The sequence below is a fragment of the Xenorhabdus sp. PR6a genome (assembly GCF_028599065.1).
GTDB lineage: Bacteria > Pseudomonadota > Gammaproteobacteria > Enterobacterales > Enterobacteriaceae > Xenorhabdus > Xenorhabdus doucetiae.
In genome coordinates, this window is sequence record NZ_JAQRFJ010000050.1 from 15,962 (window position 1) to 27,881 (window position 11,920).

Here is an 11,920-nt window from a genome sequence, read left to right on the forward strand (position 1 = left end):
AATTTTCCTGTTTATGTACTCAGATTTGCCTCAATCGTTCAAAGATCACACAGGAGGTTGCGTTGCAAAAATCGCTACGCATAACAATGCCGTTGTACCCAGAATCATTTCCAGCCAGCTATTGATGATCAATTGCTGATAACTGCCTTTCTGCTTTAACGTTGGCACTAAGATATAGCGATTAATCAAAGCCAAAAGTACCATTCCAATAACCATAATTATTTTTAGCCATAACATGGATTGATATTCAGAAAGTGTTCGATTGAAAATAGGCCAACCCGGAATGAGAATCACACTACTCACAATTCCTGTCACAATCACCAGAAACACAGCAAAATGCCCATAAAGAGAGAATTTTCTCATGGCTGTTACGCTATGTGAATAGAGGTCAACCGCGATATTTTCGCGATGAGAGGATAAGTTTGTTTCTGATGTCTGCCTTAAGCGCAAAAATTGTAGACACAATAAAAATGGCCACAATCCACCAAACCAGTAACCTGCGCTCAATAAATGGATAACTTGATTGACTTGAAGAAACAATCCTAGACTCCCTTCATACATCGCCGCATGTCCAATGAAGGCATGGCTGGCGAGTAGAATGGTTGAGCAACCCAACAACAGGAAATTTCTGACCTTAATATTGGAAAGGAACAATCCGCCGACCGCAAAAAAAGCGATCAATAACTGCCATTTCCATACTTGCCCAAAAGAGGTTCCCAATACCGCTAGCCAGATATCCAGAGCATAAACATCGTGCCAGCCATCCCCCATCAATCCAGCCTGTGCAATAAACCAGACGATTGAGGTTATGAAAACCAGCACAGTGCTGATTAAAACTCCCACTTTCAGCCGTTCTCTCATTAACGCCGAGAAATGACCAGAAACCAGCATTACCGTGAATAAGCTCAGGCCAAACATCAACATCACAACCACAAAATGAGAGAAACGGCAAAATACGTATAGCGCCTCTAGAGAAATCATTATCTTACAGTGAAACTATAAACGCCTTTGGTTTTATGACCATCGACGGAGAGCACACTCCAGTCAACACGGTATTTTCCTGCAACAAGTTGCCCTTCAACTGGCAGGATTAACTGAGTTTTAGTTTCAGGATCAAGCGCCAATTTACCTGTTTTAACCGCACTCTTTTCTGGACCAATCAATTTTACCTGACTGAACCCAAGTTCAATACGTTCTGAGAAGCTCAAGGTGATGGCTTGTGGGGCAGTTTCAATCGTTGTGTTTTCTGCGGGAGTCTGATCTTTCAAATGTGCATGAGCCAAAGCCTGCTGGCAAGACATGCCGACAAACAGAACCACAAGAGCAGATAATTTGGTCCAGAATGAACGGATGTTAAGAATAGACATATAGATAACCCTTTAATATGTAGATGAATTTTTTATACTTGAAGGGAGATTCTATACCAAAAAATCTGTTTAATCTGCGGTAATTGGCGAGTAATGTCCTGACCTGTGAGGCACTACGCAAAAATGGGGATATTAGGGAGCTAAAGAGAGAGCCGTAACTCCCATTTCACCGCGCATAAAAAAACACACGGAGAAATGGGAACTACGGTGAAAAACAATTAAAACAATTCAATCAGGCGTGTGCTGGCGCCATAGATAATCCCTTAAGATCTTTATCCAGCAAAAACAGAGATTTTCCGCTTTCGCCCACCATATCCAATTTATCCAGGATGGATTTAAACAGTTTCTCTTCTTCGTGCTGTTCAGCAACATACCACTGTAAGAAATTAAAGGTGGAGTAATCTTGTGTTGTCATCGCGACATGAGCGAGCTTATTGATCTCTTCTGTGATCAGTTTTTCATGCTCATAAGTTTGATTGAACACATCTGAGATAGACTTGAATTCAACAGGAGGAGCCTGAATAGCACCCAATACAGGCATTGAACCCGTGTCGCCCAAATAATCAAACAAACGTTGCATATGTTGCATTTCTTCCTGCGAATGGGTTCTTAAAAACGCAGCGGCACCTTCATATCCCTTATCACTACACCATGCACTCATTTGCAAGTATAAATTCGCAGAGTAAAATTCCAGATTTAATTGTTCGTTTAATTTTTTGATCATTTCTTGTTTTAACATCGGCCGATTCTCCTAATTATTCGTTAAACTCGGCGTATTATGCCAATTAAAACCGCATAAGACAAAAATAAAATTAAAATATTTAACACATTGATAATAAACAATTTATTTATAAAAAACCAACAAGAATAAATCTCATTAAATATAAGAAAATAAGAATTAGTTTTATTTAATTAAATTTTTATGCAAAAAAACATTTTTAATAAAAATGAGAATTGATATTATTTATATTTATCAAGGTGCTTTTTTGTCCTTTTTAAACAACTTGTCAAACAAAAAAGAGTTGATTAATTTTCTTTCCAGAGAAATAAAAAATACGTTTTCAGAGAGGCCAGTATGGAACATAACTTAGCCAAGTTATCTAAAGATGAGATGGATAAGGTCAATGTTGATTTAGCAGCATCCGGTGTTGCTTTTAAAGAACGCTATAACATGCCTGTGATCCCTGACACCGTTGAGCAATCACAACCCTCACACCTGCGGGAATATTTCCAGCAGCGCTTGCAGCACTACCGCCAGCAATCAAGGTTACTGTCACGTCTGCCTTATGAGCCGAAAAGTCGTTGACAGGATGATAAGGTAAAAAGGATAACCACCTCTTTGCGGGTGGTTATCTCCGCTATTTTCCAGCAAATTTATCCGTCGCCTTGATGAGTTGGTGTAAAATGCCCGCTTCATCAAAAGAATGGCCAGCGCCTTCCACAATATGCAGTTCAGCCTCCGGCCAGGCTTTTGCCAAATCCCACGCATTCTGTACCTGACAGGCCATATCATAGCGCCCATGAATAATCACTGCGGGAATATGCCTGATCACATCAATGTGGTTCAGTAATTGCTGCGTTTCATCCATAAAACCATTATTGATAAAGTAATGATTTTCAATACGCGCAAATGCCAAAGCAAAATTCTCTTCGGAGAAAGAATCTGAGTTTTCAGAAGGCAACAATGTTACTGTTTCGCCTTCCCAGAGACTCCATAAACGCGCAGCTTCCAACTGCACTTGCAAATCTTCACTCGTCAGCCGTTTGTTATAGGCGAATATCACATCCTTACGCTCTTCTTCCGACAGGATAGATAATGTACGTTCCCATTTTTCCGGGAAAAAACGAGAAGCGCCTTCTTGATAATACCACTGCAATTCTTGGGGACGGAGCAAGAAGATCCCTCGCAATACTAATTCTGACACCCTGTCCGGATGTTTTTCAGCGTAAGCTAAAGACAGCGTTGATCCCCATGAGCCACCAAAAACCAACCACTTCTCAACGCCTATGAGATGACGCAGCCGTTCAAGATCTTCGATCAAATGCCAGGTTGTATTATTTTCCAGGCTGGCATGAGGCTTAGAACGCCCGCAACCACGCTGATCAAATAACATAATATGGTAACGTTCGGGATCGAATAACCGGCGATGATAGTTTGCTATTCCACCACCAGGGCCACCATGAATGAATACCGCAGGCTTACCTGCCGGATTACCGCACAACTCCCAATAAATCTGGTGCCCGTCTCCCGTCTCTAAGTATCCTGTTTGATACGCATTATAAGCGGGGTAGAGTTTTCGTTGTTCCGTCATAAGGCCCTCTCACTGTTTAAACAAAACGGGATACTCTCCAGTATCCCGCACATATTTACAGAAAAGATAGTGTGACAAATTTTTACTTCACTTCACTATAACTGATAGTCTCTTTTTGACAATCAATGGTGACATTGTAACTTTTGTCTTTTTTTGTCCCCCGGACGATAAGTGGAACCTGCAACGTGTTCGCATCACCCGTAATATCGTTGACATTTACCCATGCAATCGGTTTTGACGTGCCTAATTGCTTTCTGTCTTTATCCCAATGATTAATCCGATTTTGTAAAAAATCTTGCTTAACCTGTGCCGCCACTTGATCTTTGGTTAAATTTTGGCAAGAAATAAACTTCGCCACACGCTCGTTTTCAGCCGCGCTTGTAGTAAACGAAACAGAAAGCAGAACACCTGCACTCAATAAACCAATACGATGAATAAACTGATTTGCCTTCATATTTACCTCCTATTACCTTGCAAATAATATGGATTAAAAGTTGCGATAAATTAACATGTAGTAGAAAGTAATTATGTGAGTTTTGTTAAAAATGCGTTGCGATTAGTTTTCGTCATCCTCAAATAAAACAGGGATCTGCTCTTTACCCTGATGCTTTTCGCGCAATTCCTGAGCAACAATGGCAATGGCTTCGCCACTGCCCATCCCTTCGGAAATGAGCTGATGGATCTTTTCTACGGCAGCTTGCTGCTCTTCATGGGATAGTGCCGGCATACCTGAAAACATAGCGATAACCTCAAACAAAACATAACAATTAATGGCAGGCAGCGATTATAGCCTTTTTTATCTCAAGTCAGGAGTGGGATTATGTGATAATCTCCGCCGATTAATATGTTACTCCTTGTGAATTGCCAAACACGATACTGATTCTGTCATGAAAATTGCATTACAAAAACGGCAACTACCTTATTCTCCTGATCTTGCCATTCACTATTTCGCCCCGCTTTCTGCATTACCTTGGGCGATGCTGTTACATTCCGGAACGGCTGAACATCCGCATAATCGCTTTGATATCCTCGTCGCTGAACCTGTGACAACATTTGTCACTCAAGGAAAATCGACCGAAATTAATCATCATGGTCAGGTTGCTCTTTCTCAGGAAGATCCCTTCCTGTTGCTGAAAAACCATCTTCACGCCTCTGGTATCAATGCGCAGTTTGATCCGAATCTCCCTTTTCAAGGAGGCGCATTAGGGATATGGGGATACGATCTTGGGCGACGCATCGAAAAGTTACCCGAATTAACCGCCAATGAACTGGGCTTCCCTGATATGGCCATCGGTATCTACGATTGGGGAATCATTATTGATCATCAGCTCCAACAGGCAACATTATTGAGCTACCACAATATTGACGAACGGCTGATATGGCTGGAGTCTTTGCAAGAAAATCGGCAAGAAGATTTTTCGCTGACCAATCCGTGGCAATCCAACATGACAGCCCAGCAATACCACGAAAAAATTGCTCAAATCCACCGCTACCTGCGAGAAGGGGATTGCTATCAAGTCAATTTATCCCAACGGTTTCATGCCAATTATCAGGGCGATGAATGGCAGGCATTTATCCGACTCAATGAGAGTAATCGGGCGCCTTTTTCTGCCTTTATCCGCTTACCTGAGCACTGTGTTATCAGCATTTCACCTGAACGTTTTATTCTTCTGGAAGATAACCACATTCAGACTCGTCCGATAAAAGGAACACGGCCACGATTACCAGACCCCGCAGAAGATCAACGGCAAGCCGAGAAATTAGCCAGTTCACGGAAAGATCGCGCTGAAAACCTGATGATTGTTGATCTGTTGAGAAATGATATTGGGCGGGTGGCGACTCCCGGCTCAGTCAAAGTCCCTGAGTTATTTGTTGTCGAACCTTTTCCGGCCGTACATCATCTGGTCAGCACCGTCACCGCAACCTTGCCTGACACCTATCACGCCACTGATTTACTGCGGGCCTGTTTTCCGGGGGGATCAATTACGGGAGCGCCTAAAATTCGCGCTATGGAAATCATTGAAGAATTGGAACCGCATCGCAGGCATGGATATTGTGGTGCGATTGGCTATATTAGTTTCTGCGGTACAATGGACAGCAATATTACTATTCGTACCTTACTGACAGAAAAAGGAAAAATTTACTGTTGGGCAGGTGGTGGTATCGTCGCAGACAGCATTGCTGAAAAAGAGTATCAGGAAACATTTGATAAACTCGGGCGGATCTTACCTCAATTAGGGGAACTCTCTCTACCATGACATCGATTTCTGACTTCATCCATCGGTTTCAATTACAGCTTCCTGCACGGCCGGCACATTTGGCGCACAACCCACGGAATGCTGCGGTGTTATTGCCGATCATATGTAAGCCAGAACCCACGCTGTTACTCACTCAACGCTCCGCACATCTCCGCTCCCATGCGGGGCAAATTGCTTTTCCCGGCGGAGCGGCAGATCCGGAAGACGCTTCCCTGATTGCTACTGCCTTGCGTGAGGCAGAAGAAGAAGTCAGCCTGCCGCAGAATAAAGTGCAAATACTGGGGCAATTAGCCCCGTTGGACAGTATCGGCGGTTATTGTGTGACTCCGGTCATTGGCCTGATTGCCGAACCTATTGCTTTTCGAACCAATCCAGCCGAAGTCGCCGGCATTTTTGAAATTCCCCTGTCTGATGCCCTTTCCCTGCCCCATTATCGCTATCTGGATATAAAACGTCGCAACCAGCAGCGCCGGGTCTATTTTTACTGGCATCAGGAGCATATGATTTGGGGATTAACCGCGGCTATTATTTATCGTTTAGCGCAGCAAGTGCAAAAAATAGCCTGAGCTGGACATAAAATGCCATAAAACTGTGCATTACTTATCCATAATCATATCAATTGCTATTATAATTAAAAAAAAACTGTAAACTCCTTTATCAACACTACCAAATAACAGTAAAGTAGCGCGCTTTATATAAATAACTATATCTCTTTCTTCTTAAAGGAGTCTGGCGTGATTAGCGTTTTCGACATGTTTAAGGTGGGTATTGGCCCATCCAGCTCTCATACTGTTGGTCCTATGAAAGCAGGCAAACAATTTGTCGATGATCTTGTAAACCAAGGGGTAATGTCCTCTATCACGCGTGTAGCTGTTGATGTATACGGCTCACTTTCATTAACCGGGAAAGGTCACCATACGGATATCGCTATCATCATGGGTTTGGCAGGTAATATGCCGGCAACCGTTGATATTGATTCAATTCCAGGTTTTATTCGTGATGTTGAGCAAACTGAACGTTTGCCGCTGGCAAATGGTTTACACGAAGTCGATTTTCCTCGCGATGGCGGTATGAACTTCCGTAGCGATAACCTATCACTGCACGAAAACGGCATGCAAATTCATGCGTTCGCCGGTGACGAAAAAGTCTACAGCAAAACCTACTACTCTATCGGTGGTGGTTTTATTATTGATGAAGAACATTTTGGCAAGCCATCCCAAGATTCCAAACCTGTTTCTTACCCTTACAGCTCGGCGGCAGAATTGCTGATGAACTGTAACAAGACAGGCTTGTCTCTTTCTGGCTTGATGATGAAAAATGAGTTGGATTTACACAGCAAAGAAGAAATTGCTGAGTATTTCGCGGATGTCTGGGCAACCATGCAGGCCTGTATTGAACGTGGCCTGAACACCGAAGGGGTTTTGCCAGGCCCCCTGCGTGTTCCCCGCCGTGCAGCAGCCTTGCACCGTATGCTGACATCCTCAAACAAATTGTCTAATGACCCAATGAATGTGGTTGATTTAATCAATATGTTTGCCCTGGCCGTCAATGAAGAAAACGCCGCCGGCGGCCGTGTTGTTACCGCACCAACCAATGGGGCATGTGGTATCGTCCCTGCCGTCTTGGCCTATTACAACCACTGCATTGAACCGGTGACACCGGAACTGTACACCCGCTATTTCCTTGCGTCTGGTGCTATCGGCATCCTGTATAAGATGAATGCTTCTATTTCTGGTGCGGAAGTTGGCTGTCAGGGTGAAGTCGGCGTTGCGTGTTCGATGGCAGCGGCCGGCATTGCAGAATTACTTGGCGCCAGCCCTGAACAGGTTTGCATCGCAGCAGAAATTGGCATGGAACATAACCTCGGCCTGACTTGTGACCCTGTCGCGGGACAAGTGCAAGTTCCCTGCATTGAACGTAATGCGATCGCTTCAGTCAAAGCGATCAATGCTGCCCGCATGGCACTCCGCCGTACCAGTGAACCGCGTGTTTCTCTCGATAAAGTGATTGAAACCATGTATGAAACCGGCAAGGACATGAACGCGAAATACCGTGAAACTTCACGCGGGGGTTTGGCGATAAAAGTTCAGTGTGACTAATGTAAGGTATCACTCACTGATTTTGTGATGAGTGATATTTTTGACTGTTTTTTTGCCATATCTACATGCTAGCCTAAATAATATCCCTGCCATTTGGTGGGGATATTTTTTTTGGCTGAAACGAATTAACAAAGTACATTATTTTCCATTTTCCGCTAAAAATATCACGATTTTTTTATGAAGAAATTAATAAAATGTTACCGGAAACAGAGATAAAAACCCATAACATGCAAATTTGCAGTATTTAAAATCTATAATTTCTATTTACAAAGAATAAAACATCATTTTAACCTGTCAAAACAGTCTGTCTTAATTTTTCTGACTGACAGCAATTTTCTTAAAGGCTGCAAATGATAATCTAATGACATATTTTCTTATGTAACAAAATATAAAACCACGCGAAATGAAATTTTGAGTATATTTTAGACACGGTTTTATATCTACAACTATCCTTTTGATTAATAGGAAGTTCAATACATTAGAAATATTGAGTATGAGCTTGCAGTAAGTCTAAGTTCAATCGTTATAGAAAGGGGAAAACAAGTGAGTATAGCCATTATGATTGGCACACACGGGGCTGCGGCAGAACAACTGCTGCATACCACAGAGATGTTGATTGGAGAACAGGAAAATGTCTCTTATATCGACTTTGTACCCGGTGAAAATGCTGATACGTTATTCGAGAAATACAACAAAAAACTGGAATCGCTGAATACAGAACAAGGTGTTCTATTTTTCGTCGATACTTGGGGCGGTAGTCCATTCAATGCCGCAAACCGTATTGTGCTTGATAAAGATAACTACGAAATCGTCACGGGGGTAAATGTCCCGATGCTGGTTGAAGCGTTCATGTGCCGTGATGATGATCCTTCTATGGAAGAGCTGGTTTCCGTTGCATTGGAAACCGGCAGGGAAGGTATCCGGGCGCTTAAAACCGTACAAGCTGAAGAAGAAACTGCAAAACCTGAGCCTGTCAAACCAACCGCTGCACCTGCTGTTTCAGCAACCCCCATTGCAACAACTTCTGCGGGCGGCCATATGAAGATTGCCCTCGCACGTATTGATGATCGCCTTATCCACGGTCAAGTTGCTACCCGCTGGACGAAAGAAACTAACGTCAAGCGCATCATCGTGGTCAGTGATGACGTTGCCCAAGATACGGTGCGTGCTACTTTGTTGAAACAAGTTGCACCTCCCGGTGTCAGCGCACATGTTATCGACGTTGCCAAATGCGTTCGGGTTTACAACAACCCCAAATACGCCAATGAGCGCGTGATGCTACTATTCACCAATCCAACCGATGTCCTGCGTATTGTCGAAGGGGGTGTCGCCATTGAATCCATAAACATCGGTGGCATGGCTTTCCGTCAAGGAAAAACCCAGATCAACAACGCCATTTCCGTTGATCAGACTGACATTGAAGCCTTTGAGAAACTGAACGCTCGCGGTATAGAACTTGAAGCCCGCAAGGTTGCCAGTGATACTCGCCTAAATATGATGGATCTGCTGAAAAAAGTTTAAAAATAACAACAGATGTCACTTTACTTACCATTACTGAATAACAAAATTCTTACCAAATTACATTTGGTTACAGGAGAAAAACAATGGACATTACCGTTGTTCAACTTGTGTTGATATTCATCGTTGCCTGTATCGCAGGCATGGGTTCCATTCTTGATGAATTTCAATTTCACCGCCCGTTGATTGCTTGTACATTAATCGGCTTAGTGCTCGGCGATGTGAAAACCGGCATTATCATCGGCGGTACACTGGAGATGATTGCCCTTGGCTGGATGAATATCGGTGCCGCAGTCGCTCCCGATGCTGCATTGGCCTCCATCATTTCGACTATTCTGGTTATCGCGGGTGGGCAAGATGTCGGTGCCGGTATTGCGTTAGCCATTCCTCTGGCGGCGGCGGGTCAAGTTTTGACGATCCTTGTCCGTACCCTGACGGTAGGTTTCCAACACGCCGCCGATAAAGCGGCAGAAAACGGCAATCTTCGTGCGATCAGCGTTCTTCACATTTCAGCGTTAATGCTGCAAGCCATGCGGATCGCCATCCCTGCCCTGATTGTTGCGATATCCGTCGGCACCTCGGAAGTTCAGCACATGTTAAACTCCATTCCCGAAGTCGTCACCAGCGGCCTGAATATCGCCGGCGGTATGATCGTGGTTGTCGGTTATGCCATGGTGATTAACATGATGCGCGCGGGTTATCTGATGCCTTTCTTCTACCTTGGCTTCGTCACGGCAGCTTTCACTGACTTCAACCTGGTTGCATTAGGTGTGATTGGTATTGTCATGGCAATCCTGTATATCCAGCTTAGCCCAAAATACAATCAATCACAGGCAGCCGCTCCTGCCGGCCATGCCGCAAACGACCTTGATAACGAATTAGATTAAGAGGATCAACAACATGTCAGAGACAACAAATATGGGTCAGAAGAAGCTGACACGCAGCGATATTCGCGGTGTATTCCTCCGCTCTAACCTGTTTCAAGGTTCATGGAACTTTGAACGGATGCAGGCTCTCGGTTTTTGCTTCTCAATGATCCCTGCCATTCGTCGTTTGTATCCAGAGAATACCGAAGAAAGGAAGCAAGCCCTCAAACGGCACATGGAATTTTTTAATACTCATCCTTATGTGGCGGCGCCTATTCTGGGTGTCACGATGGCAATGGAAGAGCAGCGTGCCAATGGCGCTGACATTGATGACGGTGCTATCAACGGTATCAAAGTCGGTTTGATGGGCCCGCTGGCCGGTGTCGGTGATCCTATTTTCTGGGGAACCGTTCGTCCCGTCTTCGCCGCGCTGGGTGCAGGAATTGCCATGAGTGGTAGCTGGATGGGCCCCGTGCTGTTTTTCATCCTGTATAACGCCGTGCGACTACTGACCCGCTACTTCGGTGTCTCTTATGGCTACAAAAAAGGCTTGGATATCGTTAAAGATATGGGCGGGGGTTTCTTGCAGAAAATGACGGAAGGAGCGTCAATTCTGGGCCTGTTTGTCATGGGGGCATTGGTCAATAAATGGACCAAAGTGAATATTCCGCTCGTGGTTTCAGAAGTGCCTGACCCAGTGACGGGTGAGATGAAAGTCACGACTGTGCAAACCATCCTCGATCAATTAATGCCCGGCCTCATGCCATTGTTATTAACCTTCGGCTGTATGTGGTTGCTGCGGAAAAAAGTCAATCCATTATGGATTATCGTGGGCTTTTTCGTACTGGGGATCGTCGGTTTCCGTTTTGGTTTCCTCGGCTAGATCGATTTATTGCCGCATGACGAAAGTCGCTTATTATCTCCTCGCAACGCGGGGAGATAATAAAATATGACGAAGCCCACGCACGATGAAAATAGGGATTAAAAATGGGTTTGCATGATATTGTTTTGATAGTTTTGATTGTATTCATGCTCGCTTTTGCGATTTATGATGAATTTATTATCAATCAGCTCAAAGGCAAAACGTTGTTAAATATCAGACTTAAAAGAAAACAGCGGATTGATGCCCTGATCTTTATCGTTTTGATTGCCATTGTTATTTACAATAATATTACCTCACATGGCAGCCAGTTCACGACTTATTTATTGTCATTTACCATTCTGGTGACATTATACTTAGGTTATATTCGCTCCCCAAAATTAATCTTCAAAAAAGACGGTTTTTATTATGCTAACCGTTTTTTTTCTTATGAAAGCATTAAAGCCATGAATTTGTCTGAAGATGGTATTCTTATGATGGACTTAGCGCCGCATAAAATATATCTCTCAGTAACAAATTTGGATGATTTAGAAAAAATTTATCAATTTCTTGTCAACAACAAATAATTTCACTTATTCACCCTCGTCGTATTTCAAGATGCCTTTATTATCTCCCCGCGC

At 43.7% G+C, this 11,920-nt stretch carries 14 protein-coding genes; 8 read left to right on the plus strand and 6 right to left on the minus strand.

Features of this window, described 5'->3' with window-relative positions; all coding sequences use genetic code 11:
- Positions 1-45: 45 nt before the first annotated feature.
- The 3 genes from copD to ftnA all read right to left on the minus strand — a co-directional run bounded on the left by copD (position 46) and on the right by ftnA (position 2,106).
- Positions 46-981 carry a copper homeostasis membrane protein CopD gene (gene copD, locus PSI15_RS13245; protein ID WP_273583932.1) on the minus strand — a complete coding sequence of 312 codons (936 nt, stop codon included), beginning with the start codon at positions 979-981 and terminating at the stop codon, positions 46-48.
- Positions 981-1,367, minus strand: a complete 387-nt coding sequence (gene copC / locus PSI15_RS13250; RefSeq protein ID WP_045970202.1) for a copper homeostasis periplasmic binding protein CopC — start codon at positions 1,365-1,367, stop codon at positions 981-983. The genes copD and copC overlap by 1 nt, the downstream gene beginning before the upstream one ends.
- Before the next feature lie 232 nt (positions 1,368-1,599).
- A complete protein-coding gene (gene ftnA / locus PSI15_RS13255) occupies positions 1,600-2,106 on the minus strand; it encodes a non-heme ferritin (protein ID WP_045970200.1) in 507 nt (168 codons plus the stop codon).
- A 336-nt stretch (positions 2,107-2,442) separates the two neighbouring features.
- Between ftnA and PSI15_RS13260 the strand changes: the two genes are divergently transcribed.
- Entirely contained in the window at positions 2,443-2,673 is a 231-nt protein-coding gene (locus tag PSI15_RS13260; RefSeq protein WP_045970196.1) for a DNA polymerase III subunit theta, read from the plus strand.
- Positions 2,674-2,725: 52 nt separating this feature from the next.
- Here PSI15_RS13260 and pip read toward each other — a convergent pair whose 3' ends face one another.
- From pip to PSI15_RS13275, 3 genes are all read right to left on the minus strand, one after another.
- Positions 2,726-3,679, minus strand: a complete 954-nt coding sequence (gene pip / locus PSI15_RS13265; RefSeq protein ID WP_273583933.1) for a prolyl aminopeptidase — start codon at positions 3,677-3,679, stop codon at positions 2,726-2,728.
- A gap of 82 nt (positions 3,680-3,761) precedes the next feature.
- On the minus strand, positions 3,762-4,133 hold the full coding sequence (yebF, locus tag PSI15_RS13270; RefSeq protein ID WP_273583934.1) for a protein YebF: 372 nt from the start codon (positions 4,131-4,133) through the stop codon (positions 3,762-3,764).
- A gap of 102 nt (positions 4,134-4,235) precedes the next feature.
- A complete protein-coding gene (locus tag PSI15_RS13275) occupies positions 4,236-4,418 on the minus strand; it encodes a YoaH family protein (protein ID WP_273583935.1) in 183 nt (60 codons plus the stop codon).
- Positions 4,419-4,566: 148 nt separating this feature from the next.
- Between PSI15_RS13275 and pabB the strand changes: the two genes are divergently transcribed.
- From pabB to PSI15_RS13310, 7 genes are all read left to right on the plus strand, one after another.
- The gene (pabB, locus tag PSI15_RS13280; protein ID WP_273583936.1) at positions 4,567-5,937 is read left to right on the plus strand and encodes an aminodeoxychorismate synthase component 1; all 1,371 of its coding nucleotides are present in this window, start codon (positions 4,567-4,569) and stop codon (positions 5,935-5,937) included.
- Positions 5,934-6,503: a CoA pyrophosphatase gene (locus PSI15_RS13285; protein ID WP_273583937.1), complete on the plus strand. Its 570-nt coding sequence runs from the start codon at positions 5,934-5,936 to the stop codon at positions 6,501-6,503. The genes pabB and PSI15_RS13285 overlap by 4 nt, the downstream gene beginning before the upstream one ends.
- A gap of 168 nt (positions 6,504-6,671) precedes the next feature.
- Positions 6,672-8,036: an L-serine ammonia-lyase gene (locus tag PSI15_RS13290; protein ID WP_045970184.1), complete on the plus strand. Its 1,365-nt coding sequence runs from the start codon at positions 6,672-6,674 to the stop codon at positions 8,034-8,036.
- A 543-nt stretch (positions 8,037-8,579) separates the two neighbouring features.
- On the plus strand, positions 8,580-9,557 hold the full coding sequence (manX, locus tag PSI15_RS13295) for a PTS mannose transporter subunit IIAB (protein WP_273583938.1): 978 nt from the start codon (positions 8,580-8,582) through the stop codon (positions 9,555-9,557).
- Between the two features lie 83 nt (positions 9,558-9,640).
- Entirely contained in the window at positions 9,641-10,441 is an 801-nt protein-coding gene (locus tag PSI15_RS13300; RefSeq protein WP_273583939.1) for a PTS mannose/fructose/sorbose transporter subunit IIC, read from the plus strand.
- A 13-nt stretch (positions 10,442-10,454) separates the two neighbouring features.
- Positions 10,455-11,303 (plus strand): PTS mannose transporter subunit IID, encoded by an 849-nt coding sequence (locus PSI15_RS13305; protein ID WP_273583940.1) that lies wholly within the window; start codon positions 10,455-10,457, stop codon positions 11,301-11,303.
- Positions 11,304-11,407: 104 nt separating this feature from the next.
- The gene (locus PSI15_RS13310) at positions 11,408-11,866 is read left to right on the plus strand and encodes a DUF986 family protein (RefSeq protein ID WP_273583941.1); all 459 of its coding nucleotides are present in this window, start codon (positions 11,408-11,410) and stop codon (positions 11,864-11,866) included.
- Positions 11,867-11,920: the final 54 nt, after the last annotated feature.

Bases quoted from the DNA above. Each gene is read 5' to 3' on its own strand.
- copD (WP_273583932.1), bottom strand. From the start codon at position 981: ATGATTTCTCTAGAGGCGCTATACGTATTTTGCCGTTTCTCTCATTTT.
- copC (WP_045970202.1), bottom strand. From the start codon at position 1,367: ATGTCTATTCTTAACATCCGTTCATTCTGGACCAAATTATCTGCTCTT.
- ftnA (WP_045970200.1), bottom strand. From the start codon at position 2,106: ATGTTAAAACAAGAAATGATCAAAAAATTAAACGAACAATTAAATCTG.
- PSI15_RS13260 (WP_045970196.1), top strand. From the start codon at position 2,443: ATGGAACATAACTTAGCCAAGTTATCTAAAGATGAGATGGATAAGGTC.
- pip (WP_273583933.1), bottom strand. From the start codon at position 3,679: ATGACGGAACAACGAAAACTCTACCCCGCTTATAATGCGTATCAAACA.
- yebF (WP_273583934.1), bottom strand. From the start codon at position 4,133: ATGAAGGCAAATCAGTTTATTCATCGTATTGGTTTATTGAGTGCAGGT.
- PSI15_RS13275 (WP_273583935.1), bottom strand. From the start codon at position 4,418: ATGTTTTCAGGTATGCCGGCACTATCCCATGAAGAGCAGCAAGCTGCC.
- pabB (WP_273583936.1), top strand. From the start codon at position 4,567: ATGAAAATTGCATTACAAAAACGGCAACTACCTTATTCTCCTGATCTT.
- PSI15_RS13285 (WP_273583937.1), top strand. From the start codon at position 5,934: ATGACATCGATTTCTGACTTCATCCATCGGTTTCAATTACAGCTTCCT.
- PSI15_RS13300 (WP_273583939.1), top strand. From the start codon at position 9,641: ATGGACATTACCGTTGTTCAACTTGTGTTGATATTCATCGTTGCCTGT.
- PSI15_RS13305 (WP_273583940.1), top strand. From the start codon at position 10,455: ATGTCAGAGACAACAAATATGGGTCAGAAGAAGCTGACACGCAGCGAT.
- PSI15_RS13310 (WP_273583941.1), top strand. From the start codon at position 11,408: ATGGGTTTGCATGATATTGTTTTGATAGTTTTGATTGTATTCATGCTC.